The organism is Cognatilysobacter bugurensis, from assembly GCF_014652095.1.
Classification (GTDB): Bacteria; Pseudomonadota; Gammaproteobacteria; order Xanthomonadales; family Xanthomonadaceae; genus Cognatilysobacter; species Cognatilysobacter bugurensis.
The window spans coordinates 409,035-428,687 of sequence record NZ_BMYD01000001.1; the positions used below are offsets into that span (position 1 = coordinate 409,035).

Genomic DNA, 19,653 nt, shown 5'->3' on the forward strand with positions numbered 1-19,653 from the left:
CCTGCGCTTTACCGCCAACGAGCCACCCGATGAGCATCAAGTCCGACCGCTGGATCCGACGCATGGCCGAGCAGCACGGCATGATCGAGCCGTTCGAGCCCGGCCAGGTCAAGACCGCGGCGGACGGCCAGCGCATCGTGAGCTACGGCACGTCGAGCTACGGCTACGACGTGCGCTGCTCGCGCGAGTTCAAGGTGTTCACGAACATCAACTCGACGATCGTCGACCCGAAGCATTTCGACAGCGGCAGCTTCGTCGACATCGATTCGGACGTGTGCATCATCCCGCCGAACTCGTTCGCGCTCGCTCGCACGGTCGAATATTTCCGCATTCCGCGCGACACGCTGGTCGTCTGCCTCGGCAAGAGCACGTACGCGCGCTGCGGCATCATCGTGAACGTCACGCCGCTCGAGCCGGAGTGGGAAGGGCATGTGACGCTGGAGTTCTCGAACACGACGCCGCTGCCGGCGCGCATCTACGCGAACGAAGGCGTCGCGCAGATGCTGTTCTTCCAGTCCGACGAGGTCTGCGAGACGTCCTATCGCGATCGCGGCGGCAAGTACCAGGGCCAGACCGGCGTCACGTTGCCGCGCACGTAATCGCCGGCCCGCCCGTCGACGATCAGGGCTTGCGATAGGTGACGAAAAATCCCTGCAGGTCGCCGTTCTCGATGTACGGCTCGACCGACAGCACGCGGTAACCCTTGGCGGCGAATACCTGGTGCGAGCGATTGAGATTGTTCGCCGCACCCTGGTTGCGGAACCCCCAGCTCACGTCGACCCAGATCGACACGTCCTGCATGCCCGCGCGCGCCGCTTCGGCGGCGACGTCCTCGGGCTTCTTGTCGAACAGCGAAGCCTTCGCCGGCGCTCCGAACGATGTGGCAAGGGCGAGGGCGATCAGCGGGGCAACGGCGGCAGTGCGCATCGGCGTCTCCGTGGATAACGGCTCAGTCTGCTGCGCATGCTGCACGAAGCGCCTGAAGTCGCGCGGAACGCGCGGCGGCCGTGTAAGGCTCGGCGGTGCCGTGGCCCCAGACGGGACCTGGCCAGGCGGCGTCGCCTTCGAAGCGCGCCACCACATGCACGTGCAACTGCCGCACCACGTTACCCAGTGCGCCCACGTTGAGCTTGTGCGGCGACGCCACGGCGCGCAGCGCCGCGCTTGCCCGCGCGACCTCGACGGTCAGCTGCTGCTGCACGTCGGCGGGTAGATCGACGATCTCGACTGCATCCGCGATGCGCGGCACCAGGATGAGCCACACATATCGGGCGTCCTCCATCAGGCGCACATCGCACAGGGGCCAGCGCGCGACAGGGTGCGTGTCGGCCTCGAGCCTCGGGTTCAGCGACCAAGCGGCGTCGGCGCCGTTCATGCGAGGTGCTCGGCGAAGAACGCCTGGGTGCGCTGCCAGGCGAGCGCGGCGCTTGCGGGCTCGTGCACGTGCGAGCTGATGTCGCGGTTGAAGCCGTGCTTCGCGGGGTACACGTGAACCTGCGCGTCCGGCTGCGACGTGCGGTGGCGCTCGATGTCGCCGGGCGGGATCGTCGGGTCGAGCTCGCCGAAGTGGAACAGCATCGGCGCACGCGCGGGCTCGTCGATGAACGGGATGCTGCGCGCGCCGTAGTACGAGACGGCCGGCAGCCCAAGCCGGGTGTTCGACAGGAACGCAAGACTGCCACCCCAGCAGAAGCCGACCGCGCCGACACGCAGGCCGTCCTCGCGAATCGGGTCCGCAGCGGCGGCCACGATGTCGATTGCGCGCTCGAACCCGAGCGCCGCGACGAGTTCGCGGCCGCGCGCGACACCGCCGTCGTCGTACGCCAGTTCGACCGCAGGCTCGACCGGATCGCACAGCGACGGCGCGATCGCGACGAAACCGGCTGCAGCGAACCGGCCTGTCACCGCGCGGATATGCGCGTTGACGCCGAAGATCTCCTGCAGCACCACGATCCCACCGCGCGGCGCGGTCGCCGGCGCCTCGCGCCAGGCGCGCACGTTGCCGTGCGGCGTGTCCAGTCCCATCCACGTGCCCATGTGCGGTGCGTCCCCGTTCCGTGTGGCGTTGGGCGGGGATTCTAGCCGCGCGCCTATAATCCGCCGCGTTCCCGCATCCGCTTCGCGCCCGGCACCCGCCGCGGCGCCCGTTTTCTACGGTCGAGTTTTTATGTCCCTCAACGACGCGCCGCCTCGCAGCGGCAAAGTCGGTTTCGTCAGCCTCGGATGTCCGAAGGCGCTCGTCGACTCCGAACGCATCCTCACGCAGCTGCGCGTGGAGGGCTACGACATCGTGCCGACGTACGACGACGCGGACGTCGTCGTGGTCAACACCTGCGGCTTCATCGACTCCGCCGTGACCGAATCGCTCGATGCGATCGGCGAGGCGATTGCCGAGAACGGCAAGGTCATCGTGACCGGTTGCCTCGGCAAGCGCCCGGAGCAGATCCGCGAGGCGCATCCGGACGTGCTCGCGATCAGCGGCCCGCAGGACTACGCAAGCGTGATGAACGCGATTTATGCCGCCCTGCCGCCGAAGCACGATCCGTTCATCGACCTTGTGCCGCGGCGCGCGGCGGCCGAAGACGACATCGGCATCAAGCTCACGCCGAAGCATTACGCGTATCTCAAGATTTCCGAAGGCTGCAACCACCGTTGCAGCTTCTGCATCATTCCGTCGATGCGGGGCGACTTGGTCTCACGTCCGGTCGATGAAGTGCTGCGCGAGGCCGAGCGCCTCGCGCGTGGCGGCGTACGCGAACTGCTCGTGGTCTCGCAGGACACGTCGGCGTACGGTGTCGACGTGCGCTATGCGGAGCGCACCTGGCGCGATCGCGCGTACCAAACCCGCATGAAGTCGCTGTGCGAGGGCTTGAGCGAGCTCGGGATCTGGACGCGACTGCACTACGTCTATCCGTATCCGCACGTCGACGAGATCATCCCGCTGATGGCCGACGGCAAACTGCTGCCGTACCTCGACATCCCGTTCCAGCACGCGAGCCCGCGCATCCTCAAGCTCATGAAGCGGCCGGGCGCGGTCGACAAGACGCTCGAGCGCATCCAGCGCTGGCGGTCGATCTGCCCCGAGCTCACGATCCGTTCGACGTTCATCGTCGGATTCCCGGGCGAGACCGAGGCCGAGTTCGAGCAGCTGCTCGACTTCCTCGACGAGGCGCAGCTCGATCGCGTGGGCGCGTTCGCCTACTCGCCGGTCGAGGGCGCCACCGCGAACGCGCTGCCCGACGCGGTGCCGGACGAGGTGAAGCAGGAGCGGCTTGCGCGCTTCATGGAGCGCCAGGCGGACATCTCCGCGGCGCGACTGGAAGCAAAGGTCGGGACCGTGCAGCGCTGCCTCGTCGACGCGGTGGACGGCGACCTCGCAATCGCGCGGTCGATGGCCGACGCGCCCGAGATCGACGGCCTCGTGCAGATCCAGAATGGCTTCGAAGCCGGGTTGAAGCCGGGCGAGTTCGTCGATGTCGAGATCATGGGCAGCGACGAGCACGACCTGTACGGCGAGGTCGCGTTCGACGACTGACCCCGCGGCTCAGCCGGGGTACTGCACGTCCACGATCGCGAATCGCTGCGGTCCCGCCGGCAACTGCGCGTCGAACTCGTCGTCGATGCGCTTTTTGAGCATCGCGCGCGCGAGCGGCGAATCGATGCTGATCCAGCCCTGCTTCGCGTCGGTCTCGTCCGGGCCAACGATGCGATAACGGTGGCATTCGCCGCTGGCGGCATTCTCGAGTTCGACGACCGCGCCGAAGAACACGCTCTCGGGGTCGCTGGGCGCCGTCTCGATCACGCGCAATGCGGGGACGCGCTTGCTGAGGTAGCGCACGCGTCGGTCGATCTCGCCGAGCTGCTTCTTGCGATAGGTGTACTCTGCGTTCTCCGAGCGATCGCCTTCGGCCGCGGCGGCCGCGAGCGCCTTGACGACCTCGGGCCGCCGCACGCGCCACAGCTCGTCGAGCTCGGCTTTCAGGCGCTCGTGGCCGCCCCGGGTGATCAGGGCGGTGCTGCTTTCGGCAGGTGGGCGCCAGCGGCTCATGGGCGACGTCGTGCTACGGCGGGCCGGCGATGGTAATGCGCTGGCCGCCTGCACTGCATACAGACGCTTGCATGCATGGTGCGCAGCCGCGACGCTGGTGCATCGCCTGGGGGCCGACATGCTGATCCTGCCACTGCACCGTCCGCTGACGCGCGCGACGTTTCCATTCGTGACTGCGCTGCTCGTGCTCGCCAACCTGCTCGTGTTTTTCGGTCCGCAGCGTCGTGACGAGGCGGCAATGGAGGCTGCGACGCGCCGTTATGTCGAGTCCGGCCTGGCCGCGATCGAGACGCAGGCGTACGAACGCCATCTCGAGCGCGGGCGCGTGCGCGATGCGCAGGCTCGTTGGCAGGCGCTTCCCGAAGCGGCCCAGCCGGGCGCGGCGCTCGCCGAGGCCGAGACGGATGTGGGGTTCCGTGCGGAACTCGACCGCGGCGCCTTGTTCGACGATGCCGCGGTGACCGCGCGTCATCGCGAGTTGCGCGCGGCCTTTGCGCCGTATGTCGATCGCGTGTTCACGCTGCGACACCTGCTGCGGAGCAACGAGGTGGATCCGTGGCGCATGCTGGCCTCCGCGTTCCTGCATGCCGATGCAGCGCATCTGATCGGCAATCTCGTGTTCCTCGTTGCGCTCGGCCTGTTGGTCGAAGGCGCGCTCGGCCCACCGCGCCTTCTCGCGCTGTACCTGCTCGGCGCACTTGGCGCGAGCGCGGCCTCGCTCGCCTGGCGATGGGGAGACCCATCGGGCGGCCTGGGCGCCTCGGGGGCGGTCGCGGCGCTGATGGGCGCGTTCTGCGTTGTCTGGGGCCGGCGCCCGGTGCGCTTTTTCTACTGGCTGCTCGTGGTGTTCGACTACGTGCGTGCGCCCGCTATCTGGCTGCTGCCGGCCTGGCTCGGCTGGGAGGTGCTGAACCTCATGATGCAACCCGATGCCGGGATCGCATTCGACGCGCATGCGGGGGGTCTGGTGACCGGGGCTCTCGTCGGGCTCGCGTTCGCGGCGACGGGGCAGGTCCGAAGCGCGTTCATCGAAGACGCGGCGTCCGGCGATATCGCAGACGACCGCTGGACGCGGGCCCAGGCGCTGCTAGGGCGGATGCGGCTCGACGAGGCGGACGCGCTGCTGACCGAGCTCGCGGCCGAGCAACCGCAGCGGCTGGACCTGCGTCTGGCCCGCTACCGAGTCGCGAGCAACGGCGCGCGCGCCGAGGTCGCCGAGCGTGGCTGGGACGCGCTCGCCGTCGACGCCCGCGATGCGGCAGGCATCGCGTCGCAGCTCGCGGTGCTGCGTGAACTCGATGCCTCGGGCCACGGCGTGCCCGAGCCCCAGCGCCGGGCGCTCGCGGCGCGCTGGATCGACTCCGGCGCGCTCGACGCCGCTGAAGCCGCGCTGGCGGGGCTTCAGTGCGAGGCATCCGAAGAGCTTGCGGCTCTGTGGTTCCGCCTCGCGCTCGCGCATGGGCCGCGTGACGCGGGGCTTCCGGCACTGCGCACGGTGGCCGAGCGCTTCGTCGGCTCGCCGCAAGCGGCGAAGGCGCAGTTCCTGCTCGACAATCCTTGAGTCGCGGTCAGGCGGGCAGCGCGCGGGCGAGCTGGAGTGCGGTGTCGATCCGCGCGCGCAGTGCGTCGTCTTCGCAGCGCTCGCGTGCCTGCTCGAGTACGGCGCGTGCGTCGGCGTCGCGCCCGAGGCGATCCAGGAGAAGCATCCCCAGATCCAGGCCCCAGTGGGGTGCGTCCGCGTCGCGCCCATGTCGGCGCAGCGCTGCGTCGAACACGTCAGCCGCGAGCTGGGACTGGCCTGCGTCGCGCGCACGCGAGGCCAGCAGCACAACGTGCGCCGTCTGCAGCGGGACGAAGTCGCGGTCGAGGTCGATCAGTGTGCGCAGCAGCGTCTGCGCCTCGCGCTCGCGCCGCTCGAGCAGCAAGAGGTTCAGATAAGTCGCGCCGTGTTCGCTCACGGCAGCAGCGTCCCCGGACTGACGCAGCAGCCGGTGCAAGAGTTCATGTGCATCGACGCTGATCGCGCGAACGCGCAGCTCACCGCGTAAACGCTCGATCGCAGCCAGCGTGTGTCCGTCGCGTACCAGCGATTCGGCCTCCTCGAGCAGGGCCGCGTCGGGGCGGTGCAGGTCGGGCAGGGCGTCGTGCAGCGCTTCGGGCGAGTAGCCGAGGGCGTCGTGGTACTGGAACACGAGGTAGCCCATGAGGTGGAACGTTGCGAACAGCGCCCACAGCGACAGGAAGGTGATGACGAGGTCGCCGATCACCGGCGGCATGCGGCCGCCGAGCAGTTCGGACGCGGAGCCGGCGCTCGCCTGGATTACGAACAGCAGGCCCACCACGGCCAGATAAGGCCAGCCGATTCGCGCCACTACGCCGAACGAAACGGCGGGGTTCAGTGCACGGCGCAGGCTGCCGTCCATTGCGAGCGACATGATGCAACCGGGCTGCAGGAACGCGACCGCCGCCAGTGCGAACAACGCGGCACCCGGGCCAAACGCTGCCAACACCCCGAGCACCGCGACGACCGCAAGCACCTGCAGCCCGATGAGGCGCCACACCACGCCGTTGTCGAAGCTCAGTGGCCCTTCGGGCGACTCGGGGCGCCCGTCGGCGGTGGCCCGCAAGATCTCGAAGCCGTACTTGTATGCCGTGAGCCACAGCAGGCCCCGCATCATCGTGCCGATGCCCGGAATGAAGGTGAGCAGGCTGAAGAGCGTCAGCGCGATCAGCGTGTACAGCGCCGCGCCATGCACGGGGTACAGCATGATCGGGCGGAGCCGCTGCCAGAAAGGCTCAGGCGTGTGCGCCGGGCGGGTCCGGGTGGTGCGTGCGTAGGTCATGGCGGGCCGCCCCCTGCGGCGAGTCGTCACGGCAGGGCGCTGCGGTGTCGACGCGCCGCATTCAATGCGGCGTGCGCAATCCGTGCGTGTCCGGAGCCGTCCTGGCGTAAGTGCCGCCGCATTGTGCGATCGCCGTCACGTCCTTGCCAAGGGGCGGTCCGCTGATCGATTACTGCGCGGGCACAGCCTCGCGCGCCCATGGCGCGGCGCCGGCGCGCGTTTGGCCCGCCTCGTCGAGCACCATGAGGCGGTCACGGCCGTCCATCGCGAACACGCGGTCGGCCTCGGATTTGCTGTTCGGGTCGAGCCGGACGCGGGTGTCGTTTTCTTCGACGGTCCACGTGCCGTCGCGCATCGCGCCGCCTTCGGAGAGGCGGTAGACACCGTCCGCGCCGAGTTCCAAGCGGTCGCCGCCTGCGACGAACGTGCCGGCGTAATCGCGCATCTCAAACGCCGCCGGGGCCGCGGGGGCGGGGGCGACTTCCGCGGGTGGCGCCTCGACGGCGGGGGCGGCGACCGGAGCCGGCGTCTCCGCAGCGGGCGCTGGCTCGTCGCGATTGCACGCGGCCAGGGACAGGGCCAGGCAGGTCAGGGTGGCGATGGATCGGATCATCTCGTGTCTCCGGCAATGTGGAATTGAATGTCTCGATGCGACGCGCGCGATGCGTCAACGGCGTCGACCGCCGAACAGCCCCCCGAGCACGCCGCGCACCAGCTGTCGACCGATCTGGCTCCCGACCGTGCGCGCCGCCTGCTTGGCCACGGTTTCGACCAGACCTTGCCGCCGTCCAGTGCCAAACACCGCATCACGAATCGTGTCGGCCCTGCCACGTGCAGGCTCCACGGTGGCGTCCGTGGAGACCGGATTGCGCACCGGTGGCGCATCGGTCTCGCTCGCACGCGTTTCGGCCTTGCGCGCCAGCATTTCAGCGGCGGACTCGCGGTCAACGGGCGTGTCGTACTGCAGTCCGACCGGGCTGCTGGCGCGCAGGCGCGATCGCTCATCCGCGCTGATCGGCCCGATGCGGCAGCGCGGCGGCGTAATGAGCGTGCGCTCGACCGGCATCGGCGTGCCATCCGGCTGCAGGGTGGACACCAGGGCTTCGCCCGTTGCGAGCGTGCCGATCGCGCTGGCGACGTCGAGCGACGGGTTCAACGCAAACGTTTCTGCCGCGGTCCGAACCGCTTTCTGGTCGCGTGGCGTGAATGCGCGCAGTGCGTGCTGCACGCGGTTGCCGAGCTGGCCCAGCACCGCGTCGGGCACGTCGTCGGGAAACTGGGAGCAGAAGTACACGCCAACGCCCTTCGAGCGAATCAGGCGCACGACCTGCTCGACGCGGCGAAGCAATTCGGGGGGCGCGTCGTCGAACAACAGGTGCGCTTCGTCGAACACGAAGACGAGGCGCGGGCGGTCGAGGTCGCCGACCTCCGGCAATTGCTCGAAGAGTTCGGACAGCAGCCAGAGCAGCATCGTGGAATAAAGACGTGGGCGCTGGACGAGTTTTTCGCTCGCGAGGATGTTGACGACTCCTCGGCCGTCGGGCGCGGTGCGCACGAGGTCCGCAAGTTCCAATGCGGGCTCGCCGAAGAACTGTTCACCGCCTTCGCTGTCCAAGCGCAGCAACGCGCGTTGGATCGCGCCGATCGATTGCGAGCTGACGAGCCCGTATTCGGACGACACCATCTTGCGCTCGTCGGCAATCAGCGAAAGCAGGGCGCGCAGGTCCGCGAGGTCGAGCAGCAGCAGTCCCCGGTCGTCCGCGAGCTTGAACGCGATGTCGAGCACGCCGGCCTGTGTGTCGTTGAGTTCGAGCATGCGCGCGAGCAGCAACGGGCCGATCTCGCTGATCGTCGTGCGCACCGGGTGGCCGTGCTCGCCGAAGACATCCCAGAACACGACGGGGTTTGCTGCCGGCGCATGGTCGTCGAGTCCGAGTTGTGCCACGCGCGCCTGCACGCGCTCGTTCGCGCCGCCCGCCATCGCCAGCCCGGCGACGTCGCCTTTGACGTCGGACACGAACACCGGCACGCCGAGCCGCGAAAAGCCCTCGATCATCGTCATCAACGTGACCGTCTTGCCGGTGCCGGTCGCGCCCGCGACGAGCCCATGGCGGTTGGCGAGCCGGGCGTGCAGCACCACGGGTTCGTGACCTGTGTCCGTCTTGCCGAGCAGTACACCGGAGACGGGCGAAGCGGCGTCGTGCATGGCGGGGTCCAGCGGAGGTTGCTTCGATTCTAGCCATGCGCGCCGTTGCCCCGTGAAGCCGGTCACGCATTGCGAGGCCGCAGGTGAATGGCGTCCGCGCAACGGGCATGAATAGGGCGCGTCGCCTTGCGGGTGCGCATATGCGATCGCTACCCTCCCGGCTCCCCCGTCGTGCCTGTCGCCATGCCCCTTCCGGTTTGCTCTCCTGCGCGTCTCGCGCCACTCGCCTTCGCCACGCTCGTCGTGCTTTCGTTCGACGCCGCCGCGCTGTCGCGCCGTGACCAGGCCGCCGTCGGTGCCTTGAGCCAGCGGATGCAAGCCGCCGAGGCGCGCTATCGCGAAGCGACCGTCGCGGCACGCAACGACGACCCGGGCGCCCGGCAGGCCGCCGATGGCGCGCTCGAGGACATGGAGGACGTGATCACGGCCTGCGGCAAGCAGCGCGGCTGCTCGATGCCAAACATGCTCGCCGCGTTCAAGCGACTGCTCAAGTCGAACGCGGATGCCTCGCCGGTCGATGAGGACGTCGATACGACGCTGGTCGACGAGTCCATCGGAGGTGGCGTGCCGAACGCCGCCGAAGCGGCTTCGCTGCTCACCGAGGACAACGAGCGCTTCAAGCGCATGGTCCAGTACAACCCGGCGGTGCAGGCGGGCATCCGCCGCTGGCTCACGGACATGCGCGTGACGCTGATCCAGAGCCACGAGAACTACCAGCACATGCAGCACCTGATGTCGCCGGCGTTCAAGCGCAGCGGCCTGCCCGAGGCGCTGTTGTTCGGCATCATGGCGAAGGAATCCAACGGCAAGGTGCACGTGGGTTCGCGCGCGGGCGCGGTCGGGCCGTTGCAGTTCATGCCGGCCACCGGCAAGCGCTTCGGGCTCGGTCCGGACGGCACGGGTTTCGACACGCGCTACGACCCGCAGTCGGCGGCGAACGCGGCAGCGGCGTATCTGAACGAGCGTTTCCGCGAACTCGACAGCAACATCGAGATGTCGCTCGCCGCGTACAACGGCGGCGAAGGCCGCGCGCGCCGCGTCTACCGCGAGAGCGGCGGCCGCAGCTTCTGGGACGCGGACGTCTACAACCAGTTCCCGGCCGAGACCAAGGACTACGTCCCAATGGTCATCGCCGCGGCGTGGCTGTACCTGCATCCGAAGGAATACGGCCTCACGTTCCCGAAGGTCGACACGCGCCAGGCGACGCTGAAGCTTGCGCGCACCGCATCGATCTACGAACTCACGATCTGCCTGGGCAACGGCGGCACTCGCGACGGCTACATGCGCGTGTTGCGCAACCTCAACCCGCGCTACGAGGCGGATCAGGCGATCCCGGCGGGCACGACGCTCAACGTGACCACTAAGATGGTCGGCCTCTACAACCGCTGGTGCGCGCAGGGCGAACGCGCGGACCTGGCGCGCACGCTCGTCGCAAGCGATCCGGGCCGCGCCATTGTGCGCACCGGTGCACCGGTGCCGGCGGCTAAGCCCGCCATCACCGAAACCGCACCCGCGCCTGCACCCGCGCAGCCGGAGGCCGCGGCGCCCGCCGTCCCGACGGCAGCGGCAAAGGACTCGAAGAAGAAGTCGCCGGCGCCGCGCGAGTACCGCGTGCAGCGCGGCGAGACGCTGACGTCGATCGCAAGCAAGTTCGAATGCCGCATCGGCACGCTGGCCGATGCGAACCGCGTTGAAGGCCCGCGTTACATGATCCGCCCGGGCCAGCGGCTCAAGCTCGACGGCTGCGACGGCGAGGGCTGAGGCCCACCGCAGGGAGGCCTGAGAAACGCCGCGCCCCGCCTCGAGCGGCGGGGCTTCGCTTAATCGACGAGCCGTGCGAGCTTTTGCCCGAGCCGCACGGCGCCTTCCGCGCACAGGTCCGGCGCGAGCTCGGCCACGCCCGGCGGCAGCAGCACGATCACCGTCGAGCCGTAATTGAAGCGCGCCATCTCCGCGAAGCGGCCGAGCGTGATGCCGGCGCCGCGGTAGTCCTTGACCGTGATCTTCGTGCCGTAGTGCGGGATCTCCTCGCCGCTCCACACGGTTTCGACGCCCGACACGAGCAGCGCCCCGACCATGACGACTGCCATCGGGCCGAAGTCGGTGTCGAAGTGGCACACCAGACGCTCGTTGCGCGCGAACAGGCCGGGCACCTTAGCGACCGCCGCAGGGCCCACGCTGAAGAGTCGACCCGGCACGTGCACGGTCTCGCGCAGCGTGCCCGTCCACGGCATGTGGACCCGGTGGTAATCCTTCGGCGACAGGTAGACGGTCGCAAACAGGCCGTGCAGGAACGGCTCGGCCGCGGTGACGTCACCGAGCAATTCGGCCGCCGTGAACGATTGGCCCTTGGCCTGCAGGATACGGCCGGCTTCGATGCGGCCGCACTGGCTGATGCGGCCGTCGGCGGGCATCACCAGCGCGCGCGGGTCGGGATCCGGGGAGCGCGCGCCGGGGCGAAGTTCGCGCGTAAAGAAGCTGTTGAACGTCTTGTACTGGCGCGCGTCGGGCTGCGCCGCTTCGGTGAGGTCGACGCCGAACTTGCGCGTCACGGTGTCGATCAGCCACGCGCTCATGCGCGGGTGATCGGAATACGCGAGCCGTCGCGCGACCGACGACAGAAGCCGGTGCGGCAGCACGTAGGTGAGTTGGGTCATCAGACTCATCGCGCCGCTTCCTTCGTGAGCGTAAGCAGATCGGTGCCGACGGCATTCGGATCGAACGGCGCCTGCACGATGCCGGCCATGCGGCCCTGCGGGTCGAGCAGCACCAGGGTCGCGCTGTGATCCATCGTGTACTCCGTTTCCGGACGACCTTCGCCCGCCGCAACCTTTGCGAACACCAGGCTCAGCGAGCGCGTGAACTGCTCCAGCGCAGGCACGTCAGCCGTGGCGGCGAGCGTGTCGCGGTGGAAGCCGTGCGCGTACTCGCCGATGCGGTCGGGCGTGTCGCGCTCGGGGTCCACCGACACGAACAGCACGCGCGGGCGCACCGATTCGGGCAGCGTTTCCCATCGCTTCTGCGCCTGCGAGAGCTGCGCGAGCGTGGTTGGGCACACGTCGGGGCAGTGCGTAAACCCGAGAAACACGACCGTCCAATGGCCGCGCAGCTCGCCCGGCACGAGCGGCGTTCCGTCGGACTGGCGCAGCGAGAACGCCGGCAGTTCCCGCGGCGGCAGCAGGCGGGCGGCCTGCAGGGCCGGGGCGTCCGCGGCCGCCGGGGGCGCATCGAACACGCGCTGCGCGACGAGCAGGCCAAGACCGGCGCCAAGCGCGGCAATGAGGATCATGAGCGTCGTGCGATTGAACATGTCGGGTCCAGCGAAGGTGCGCGGCCATGATAGCGGGCGCCCGCCGCTATAATCGCCGCCCCGTTTTCACCTGCGCTGCCGCGCGTACCGCCATGACCGCCGATGCCACCTTCGAACAGGTCTCGATCATCGACCTGATCCGCTACGGCGGCAGCTGCTTCGGCGAGGCCGGGCTCACGTTCGGCCACAGCTACGACAACGCGCTCGACGAGGCCACGCAGCTGGTGCTGCACGCCTTGCGCCTGCCGCACGATCTCAGCCCGGTGTACGGCGCCTCGCGCGTGACCGCGCAGGAGAAGGCGAAGGTGCTCGAACTGTTCCGCCGCCGCATCGACGAGCGCGTGCCCGCCGCGTATCTCACGGGCGAGGCCTGGTTCGCGGGCCTGAGCTTCAAGAGCGACAGCCGCGCACTCGTGCCGCGTTCGCCGATCGCCGAGCTGATCCCGCACGGCTACGAGCCGTGGCTCGGGGGCCGCGAAATTGAGCGCGTGCTCGACCTGTGCACCGGCTCGGGGTGCATCGCGATCGCGACGGCGCACTACCACCCGCACTGGGATGTCACCGGCGCGGACATCGACGACGACGCGCTGTCGCTCGCGCACGAGAACAAGGCGCGCCTGCACACCGACAACGTCACGCTGCGCAAGTCCGACCTGTTAGACGGCCTGCAGAGCGAGGTTTACGACCTCATCGTGACGAACCCGCCATACGTCACGAACGACGAGACCGACGCACTGCCGCGTGAGTACTCGTACGAGCCCGACCGCGGCCTGCGCGCGGGCCACGATGGTCTGGACCTCGCGCTGCGCATCCTGCGCGACGCGCCGAAGCACCTCAGCGTCGACGGCGTGTTGATCTGCGAGATCGGCGAGGCCGAGCGCGCACTCGTCGAGCTGCTGCCGGAACTGCCGCTCGCGTGGGTCGAGTTCAAGGTCGGGCAGATGGGCATCTTCGTCGCCGAGCGCACCGACCTCGTCGCGCATGCCGACCGCATCCGCGAACTCGCCGACGCGCGCGACCCGTCGAAACGCTGAGGGCGCAAAGCCGCTGCATCCGCCTGTGATGCAGTGATGACCAGACGGCATTCGACAGCGCCCGCTGTCGAATGCATGCTGCGCCTCCACCCTTGAGCCACCCCGACGTGAACACCTTCGGACACCTGCTGCGCGTGACGACCTTTGGCGAAAGCCACGGGCCGGCGATTGGCTGCGTGATCGACGGCTGTCCGCCGGGCCTGGCGATCGCGGCCGACGATTTCGCCGCGGACCTCGAACGCCGCGCGACCGGCCGCAGCCGGCACACGTCGCAACGACGCGAGGGGGATGAAGTCGAGATCCTGAGCGGCGTCTATGAAGGGCATACGACCGGCACGCCGATCGCCCTCCTGATCCGCAACACCGACGCGCGCAGCAAGGACTACCGGGCGATCGCCGAGCAGTTTCGGCCGGGTCACGCGGACTACACCTACTGGCAGAAGTACGGCACGCGCGATCCGCGCGGCGGCGGGCGGTCGAGCGCGCGGGAGACGACGATGCGCGTCGCAGCCGGAGTGATTGCCAAGCGCTGGCTCGCCGAGCGTTATGGCGTGCGCGTGCAGGGGCACTTGTCGCAGCTCGGCGAAATCGTGCCGGCACGCTTCTTCGCGGACGAGATCGAATCGAACCCATTCTTCTGGCCGTGCGCCGCGCAGGTGCCCGAGCTCGAGGCCTACATGGACGTGCTGCGGAAGTCAGGCGACTCGGTGGGCGCGCGCGTCGACGTGATCGCCGACCGGCTGCCGCCGGGCTGGGGCGAGCCGGTGTACGGCAAGCTCGACGGTGAACTCGCGGCCGCGCTCATGAGCATCAACGCGGTCAAGGGCGTGGAGATCGGCGACGGGTTTGCGAGCGTCTCGCAGAAAGGCAGTGCGCATCGCGACCTCATGGGGCAGGGCGGCTTCGCGTCGAACCATGCCGGCGGCGTGCTCGGCGGCATCAGCACGGGCCAGCCGCTGCGGTGCTCGGTCGCGTTCAAGCCGACCTCCAGCCTGCGGCTGCCCGCCGACACGCTCGACGTGCACGGCAACCCGGTCGAGGTCATTACCACCGGGCGCCACGACCCCTGCGTCGGCATCCGCGCGACGCCGATCTGCGAGGCGATGGTCGCGCTCGTACTCATGGACCAGGCGCTGCGCCATCGCGCGCAGTGCGGCGATGTCGGCGACGTGTCACCGCGCGTGCCGGGCGCGATCGCCGACGGCATTGACCCCGACGTGAAACGATAGCGGCCAGCCGCTGCGCTCGCCTGCGGGCGATAACGCGCGACTGCGCCGCACCACGAGTTTGCCCCCCTACCTGCATCGGCGACCATTCGCGCGATGCATCCGGGCAGGCGCACCCTTGGGCGCCTGCCGAGACCTCATCCGGACCCGCACACCATGACCCAGCAAGTCACCGTCGCCATCGTCGGCGCGACCGGCGCCGTCGGCGAAACCCTTCTCAACATCCTCGCCGAGCGCAAGTTCCCGATCGCGCGCCTGCACGTGCTCGCAAGCGCGCGCTCGGCCGGCAGCCAAGTCGAGTTCAACGGCCGCAAGATCGCCGTCGAGGACCTTGCGACGTTCGACCCGAGCGGCGTCGACATCGCGCTGTTCTCGGCCGGCGGCAGCGTTTCGAAGGAGTTCGCACCGAAGTTCGCGGCCGCGGGCGCCGTCGTGATCGACAACTCTTCGGCATTCCGATACGACGACGACATCCCGCTCGTCGTCGCCGAAGTGAACCCCGAGCAGGTGCGCAACCGCCCGCGCGGCATCATTGCCAATCCGAACTGCTCGACGATGCAGATGCTCGTCGCGCTTGCACCGATCCACCGCGAGGCGGGCATCACGCGTCTCAATGTCGCCACGTATCAGTCGGTGTCGGGCACCGGGCGCCGCGCGCTCGAGGAGCTTGGCAAGCAGACCGCACGCCTGCTGAATTTCCAGGACGCCGAGCCCGAGGTCTATCCGGTGCAGATCGCGTTCAACGTGATCCCACACGGCGGCGACTTCACGGAAAACGGCTACACCACCGAAGAAATGAAGCTCGTCTGGGAGACGCGCAAGATCCTCGGCGACGAGTCGATCGGCGTGAATGCCACCGTGGCGCGCGTGCCCGTGTTCTACGGCCATTCCGAGGCCGTCCACATCGAGACGCGCGATAAAATCACGGTCGAGCGCGCCCGTGAGCTGCTCGAGCAGGCGCCCGGACTCGAGATCGTCGACGAGCGCGTCGGTGGTGGCTATCCCACCGCCGTCACGCATGCGTCGGGTCAGGATCCGGTCTACGTCGGCCGCCTCCGCGAGGACATCTCGCACCCGCGCGGGCTGTCGATGTGGATCGTTGCCGACAACATCCGCAAGGGCGCTGCGCTCAACGCGGTCCAGCTCGCGGAGCTCGTGCTGGCCGAGCGCTGAGCACCGCTTGCGTTGCGCCTTCCCGGTGGCCGCGGCTAGAGTCGCGGCCATTGGAGATTTGCAGGGATCCGTCTTGAAGCATTGGCTGCGGCATCCGACGTTGACGCTGGCCGTGTCGGCCGCGCTCGCACTCGCGAGCGGCACGGCGGCTGCCCTGGGGCTTGGCCAGATCGAGGTGCGCTCGCGTGCCGGCCAGCCGCTGATCGCCGAAATCCCGATCATCAGCACCACGCCCGGCGAGCTCGACGACCTGCAGGCGCGCCTCGCATCGCCTGAAACCTTTGCGCGGATCGGCCTCCAGCCGCCGCAGGGCGCCGTCACCGATCTGCGCTTCGACGTCACCCGCGATCGCAATGGCCGGCCCGTCATCCGCGTCACCAGTGATCGACCGATCGACCAGCCGCTGCTCACATTCCTCGTCGAGGTCGACTGGGGACAGGGCCGCCTCGTGCGCGAGTACTCGGCGCTGATCGACACGCCGAGCGCGATCGCCGCGCCCGTGCAGCCGCCGATCCAGGCACCGATTGCCGCGCCGTCGAATACGATCCAGCGTCCCGTCAGCGCACCGCAGCAGGCCGCCGAAACCGACCGGGTGCAGCCCGCTGCCGGACCGCCCCCCGGTGACGCGCCGTCGCCGACGCCCAATGAGTACGGCCCCGTGCGCCGCGGCGAGACGCTCGCAGCGATTGCGTCACGTCTCGGGCTCGACGACGGAACATCGCTGAATCAGGCGATGATCGCGATGCTGCGCGCGAACCCCGATGCGTTCATCGAGGGTGACATCAACCGGCTGCGCCGTGGCGCGGTTCTGCGTGTGCCCGCGGCCGCCCAGGTGGCTGCCGTGGATGCCGCGCAGGCGTCGCAGATCGTGCGCGATCGCATGCGCCAGTGGCGCGAGGCGCGCCGCCAGGCCGTCGTCGACGCTGGCCCACCACAGGCTGACTCCACAGCCACTCCGCAGGCGCAGCAACGGCAGGCCAGCACTCCGCAAGCGCCCACTGCGAAGCCCGCCACAGCGCCACGTGCCAGCGCTGACGCACGTCTTGAAATTGTCCCGCCTGCCGCGAACCGCGCGACCCAGGCGGGCACCCAGTCCGGTCAGCAGGCCGGCGGCGAGGGCACGATGCTTCGACAGGAACTCCAGCAGACCCGCGAAACGCTCGCGGCCCGCGACGCCGAGCTCCAGGACCTTAAGAGCCGCGTTGCGGAGCTTGAGAAGCTGCAGTCCGACCAGCAGCGCCTGCTCGCACTGAAGAACGCCGAGCTGGCGGCCGCGCAGCAGCGCATGGCCGCGCCCGCCGCGACCGCGACGCCGCCCCCGCAGGCGCGCGAGGCCGAGGGCGGCATGCTGCCGTGGATCCTCGGCGCAGCTGCGCTGCTCGCGATCGCCCTTGCCGCATGGTGGGCCCGCAGACGCCCCGCGCCAGCGCCGTTCCGTGCTCCCGCCGGCTCGGCCGCCAGCGACCTCGCCGCCGCGTTTCCCTTGCGCGGGCAGGACGACGATCGGCTCGTGGTCGCGCCGGGCGGCGTCGACGAGGGCGGGATTGCACCGATCGGGTCGTCCGGACTCGAGCACGAAGCAGCCCCGCCACAGGAGCCGGCGCTTGAGGCCGAGCATGCGCGCAACGACGAGCATGCGGACGCAGTCGTCGACGAGCGCGAGTTCGCCCCCGTTGCGCCGGCCCCGGTAATCCGCGTTGTGGAGCCTGAAGCCCACGACGAGCAGGAGCCGGCAGCCGCGCCCGTGGGGTTTGAAGACGAACTTCGTGCTGTGTACGAGCCGCCAGCTCGCGACGCCGCGGCCAGCACCGAGCCCGGCACCGACGCCGACGCCGACGCCGACGACTGGACCGGTCCGGACCTCGCGGAGGAGGACGCGCCGCGCGAACAGGATGACACCGGGCTGCCGCCGTGGCACGCGCCGCACTCGACCCCGATGCCGCCGACCGGCTTGCCGCCGGAGCCGGAGCCCGAGCCCGAGCCCGAGCCCGAGCCCGAGCCCGAGCCCGAGCCCGAGCCCGAGCCCGAGCCCGAGCCCGAGCCGGAGCCGGAGCCGGAGCCGGAGCCGGAGCTGGTCGTCGATCCTTACGAGTCGAAGATCGAACCGACTCCCGATCCGCTCGCGGATGCTCCCGTCAACGAGCGAATTGAGCTCGCGCAGGCTTATCTGGATCTCGGCGATACCGACAGCGCACGCCAGCTGCTCGGCGAGGTCGCCGTGATTGGTGACCATGCGTCAAAGCAGCGCGCAATGCGCATGCTCCGTGAGATCGAATAGCGGTGGAGTCAGACACGGGTTCGGGCGATACCGCGATTCAGCGGATCGCGCTCTGCATCGAGTACGACGGAAGCGAATTCTCAGGCTGGCAGCGGCTCACGCGGCCGGGTGAGCCGGATCGGCGCAACGAGCCGACGGTGCAGTCGGCCGTCGAGGACGCCGTCTCGTCGGTGGCCGGTGCCCGCATCGACGTCGTTTGCGCCGGACGCACCGATGCAGGCGTGCACGCGGCCGGGCAGGTCGTGCATTTCGACAGCCCCGTGCACCGCGATCCGCGCGGCTGGACGCTCGGTGTGACGTCGCGCCTGCCTCCTGCGGTGTGCGTGCGGTGGTGCCTGCCTGTCGAAGGTGATTTTCACGCGCGTTTTTCCGCCCGCGCGCGCCGTTACAGCTACCGCATCCTCAATCGACCGGTCCGGCCCGCGCTGCAACGGCAGTACCTGAGCTGGGAGCGGCGATCGCTCGATGCCGATGCGATGCACCGCGCAGCGCAGGCATTGCTCGGCGAAAACGACTTCTCCGCGTTTCGTACCGTGCATTGCCAGGCGGCACACGCGCGGCGCGAAATGCAGGACATCGTGGTGCGACGCGAGCGCGACATCGTGGAAGTGCAGGTGCAGGCCAATGCATTCCTCCATCACATGGTGCGAAATATTGTCGGAAGCCTGCTCATGGTCGGACGTGGAGAACGAGACGAATCGTGGATCGGTGAATTGCTGGCCGGACGCGATCGCACCGTCGCCGGTCCGACCGCTCCGGCCGCAGGCCTCGTGTTCCTTGGCCCGCGGTACCCCGCCCAATGGAAGTTGCCTGCAGAGGTAACCCTGTGAATCGAACCCCTTTTCGCACCCGCATCAAGTTCTGTGGCCTCACCCGCGCCGGCGACGTGCGTCTTGCCAGCGAGCTCGGTGTGGACGCCGTCGGCTTCGTGTTCGCCGAGAAGAGCCCGCGCCGGCTGAAAGCCGAAGAGGCGCGTGCGATGCGGCAGGCGCTCGCGCCGCTGGTCGACGTGGTCGCGCTGTTCATGGACAACTCGCAGGACGAAGTGCGCGAAGTCGTGCGACAGGTGCGTCCGAGCTTGCTTCAGTTCCACGGCGACGAGGATGACGCGTTCTGCCGCGGGTTCGGCGTGCAGTACCTCAAGGCCGTGCCTATGGGAGGCAATGGCTCTCGCGAGGACGGCATCGCGCTGCATCGCCGATATCCAAGCGCCGCGGGCTTTCTGTTCGACAGCCACGGCGGCGGCGAGAGCGGCGGCAGCGGGCGCACGTTTGACTGGGGCCGGCTGCCGGCCGGATTACAAAAGCCGTTCGTGCTCGCGGGCGGGCTCACGCCCGACAACGTGTTTCAGGCCGTCCGCGACACCATGCCGTGGGGCGTCGACGTCTCGAGCGGCATCGAGGCTGCGCCCGGCGTCAAGGACGGCGATCGCATGCGTCGCTTCGTCGAGGAAGTGCGTCGCGCCGACTGCAACGCCGACTGACCGCCAACCGCCCGCTGCGGCGAGGCGGCGCGCTCGGCGATTGGCCTACACT

At 69.2% G+C, this 19,653-nt stretch carries 19 protein-coding genes; 10 read left to right on the forward strand and 9 right to left on the reverse strand.

Going from position 1 to position 19,653, the window contains the following annotated elements; all coding sequences use genetic code 11:
- The first annotated feature begins 29 nt into the window (after positions 1 to 29).
- Positions 30 to 599: a dCTP deaminase gene (gene dcd, locus IE075_RS02015; protein ID WP_189452794.1), complete on the forward strand. Its 570-nt coding sequence runs from the start codon at positions 30 to 32 to the stop codon at positions 597 to 599.
- Between the two features lie 22 nt (positions 600 to 621).
- On the opposite strand, the gene IE075_RS02020 is transcribed toward dcd, so the two are convergent.
- The 3 genes from IE075_RS02020 to IE075_RS02030 are packed head-to-tail and all read right to left on the reverse strand — an operon-like array spanning position 622 to position 2,037.
- Positions 622 to 927 carry a hypothetical protein gene (locus tag IE075_RS02020; RefSeq protein ID WP_189452795.1) on the reverse strand — a complete coding sequence of 102 codons (306 nt, stop codon included), beginning with the start codon at positions 925 to 927 and terminating at the stop codon, positions 622 to 624.
- Positions 928 to 949: 22 nt separating this feature from the next.
- Positions 950 to 1,375 carry an HIT domain-containing protein gene (locus tag IE075_RS02025; RefSeq protein ID WP_189452797.1) on the reverse strand — a complete coding sequence of 142 codons (426 nt, stop codon included), beginning with the start codon at positions 1,373 to 1,375 and terminating at the stop codon, positions 950 to 952.
- Complete coding sequence (locus IE075_RS02030) at positions 1,372 to 2,037, reverse strand: dienelactone hydrolase family protein (RefSeq protein WP_189452799.1); 666 nt, start codon at positions 2,035 to 2,037, stop codon at positions 1,372 to 1,374. Before IE075_RS02030 ends, IE075_RS02025 begins: the two co-directional genes overlap by 4 nt.
- 130 nt (positions 2,038 to 2,167) lie before the next feature.
- Between IE075_RS02030 and rimO the strand changes: the two genes are divergently transcribed.
- On the forward strand, positions 2,168 to 3,535 hold the full coding sequence (gene rimO / locus IE075_RS02035; RefSeq protein ID WP_189452801.1) for a 30S ribosomal protein S12 methylthiotransferase RimO: 1,368 nt from the start codon (positions 2,168 to 2,170) through the stop codon (positions 3,533 to 3,535).
- A gap of 9 nt (positions 3,536 to 3,544) precedes the next feature.
- On the opposite strand, the gene greB is transcribed toward rimO, so the two are convergent.
- Positions 3,545 to 4,048: a transcription elongation factor GreB gene (greB, locus tag IE075_RS02040; RefSeq protein ID WP_189452803.1), complete on the reverse strand. Its 504-nt coding sequence runs from the start codon at positions 4,046 to 4,048 to the stop codon at positions 3,545 to 3,547.
- Positions 4,049 to 4,166: 118 nt separating this feature from the next.
- On the opposite strand from greB, the gene IE075_RS02045 reads away from it, so the two are divergent.
- On the forward strand, positions 4,167 to 5,609 hold the full coding sequence (locus tag IE075_RS02045) for a rhomboid family intramembrane serine protease (RefSeq protein ID WP_189452805.1): 1,443 nt from the start codon (positions 4,167 to 4,169) through the stop codon (positions 5,607 to 5,609).
- A gap of 7 nt (positions 5,610 to 5,616) precedes the next feature.
- Here the strand turns inward: IE075_RS02045 and IE075_RS02050 are convergent, their stop codons facing one another.
- The 3 genes from IE075_RS02050 to IE075_RS02060 all read right to left on the reverse strand — a co-directional run bounded on the left by IE075_RS02050 (position 5,617) and on the right by IE075_RS02060 (position 9,097).
- Positions 5,617 to 6,891, reverse strand: a complete 1,275-nt coding sequence (locus tag IE075_RS02050) for a hypothetical protein (RefSeq protein ID WP_189452807.1) — start codon at positions 6,889 to 6,891, stop codon at positions 5,617 to 5,619.
- 169 nt (positions 6,892 to 7,060) lie between these two features.
- Positions 7,061 to 7,504, reverse strand: coding sequence for a hypothetical protein (locus IE075_RS02055; protein ID WP_189452809.1), 444 nt, complete (start codon positions 7,502 to 7,504; stop codon positions 7,061 to 7,063).
- Between the two features lie 54 nt (positions 7,505 to 7,558).
- Positions 7,559 to 9,097, reverse strand: coding sequence for a helicase HerA-like domain-containing protein (locus IE075_RS02060; RefSeq protein WP_189452811.1), 1,539 nt, complete (start codon positions 9,095 to 9,097; stop codon positions 7,559 to 7,561).
- 183 nt (positions 9,098 to 9,280) lie between these two features.
- On the opposite strand from IE075_RS02060, the gene IE075_RS02065 reads away from it, so the two are divergent.
- Entirely contained in the window at positions 9,281 to 10,858 is a 1,578-nt protein-coding gene (locus IE075_RS02065; RefSeq protein WP_189452813.1) for a transglycosylase SLT domain-containing protein, read from the forward strand.
- Between the two features lie 59 nt (positions 10,859 to 10,917).
- Here the strand turns inward: IE075_RS02065 and asd are convergent, their stop codons facing one another.
- Entirely contained in the window at positions 10,918 to 11,763 is an 846-nt protein-coding gene (asd, locus tag IE075_RS02070) for an archaetidylserine decarboxylase (protein ID WP_189452815.1), read from the reverse strand.
- Positions 11,760 to 12,407, reverse strand: coding sequence for an SCO family protein (locus IE075_RS02075; RefSeq protein ID WP_189452817.1), 648 nt, complete (start codon positions 12,405 to 12,407; stop codon positions 11,760 to 11,762). The genes asd and IE075_RS02075 overlap by 4 nt, the downstream gene beginning before the upstream one ends.
- A gap of 92 nt (positions 12,408 to 12,499) precedes the next feature.
- Here IE075_RS02075 and prmB point away from each other — a divergent pair, with 92 nt between their 5' ends.
- From prmB to IE075_RS02105, 6 genes are all read left to right on the forward strand, one after another.
- The gene (gene prmB, locus IE075_RS02080; protein WP_189452819.1) at positions 12,500 to 13,441 is read left to right on the forward strand and encodes a 50S ribosomal protein L3 N(5)-glutamine methyltransferase; all 942 of its coding nucleotides are present in this window, start codon (positions 12,500 to 12,502) and stop codon (positions 13,439 to 13,441) included.
- A 92-nt stretch (positions 13,442 to 13,533) separates the two neighbouring features.
- Positions 13,534 to 14,670, forward strand: coding sequence for a chorismate synthase (gene aroC / locus IE075_RS02085; RefSeq protein WP_229792266.1), 1,137 nt, complete (start codon positions 13,534 to 13,536; stop codon positions 14,668 to 14,670).
- A gap of 153 nt (positions 14,671 to 14,823) precedes the next feature.
- The gene (locus IE075_RS02090) at positions 14,824 to 15,840 is read left to right on the forward strand and encodes an aspartate-semialdehyde dehydrogenase (RefSeq protein ID WP_189452823.1); all 1,017 of its coding nucleotides are present in this window, start codon (positions 14,824 to 14,826) and stop codon (positions 15,838 to 15,840) included.
- A gap of 73 nt (positions 15,841 to 15,913) precedes the next feature.
- On the forward strand, positions 15,914 to 18,118 hold the full coding sequence (locus tag IE075_RS02095; protein WP_189452826.1) for a FimV/HubP family polar landmark protein: 2,205 nt from the start codon (positions 15,914 to 15,916) through the stop codon (positions 18,116 to 18,118).
- A gap of 35 nt (positions 18,119 to 18,153) precedes the next feature.
- Complete coding sequence (gene truA, locus IE075_RS02100; RefSeq protein ID WP_189454727.1) at positions 18,154 to 18,948, forward strand: tRNA pseudouridine(38-40) synthase TruA; 795 nt, start codon at positions 18,154 to 18,156, stop codon at positions 18,946 to 18,948.
- Positions 18,945 to 19,601 carry a phosphoribosylanthranilate isomerase gene (locus IE075_RS02105; protein ID WP_189452828.1) on the forward strand — a complete coding sequence of 219 codons (657 nt, stop codon included), beginning with the start codon at positions 18,945 to 18,947 and terminating at the stop codon, positions 19,599 to 19,601. Before truA ends, IE075_RS02105 begins: the two co-directional genes overlap by 4 nt.
- Positions 19,602 to 19,653: the final 52 nt, after the last annotated feature.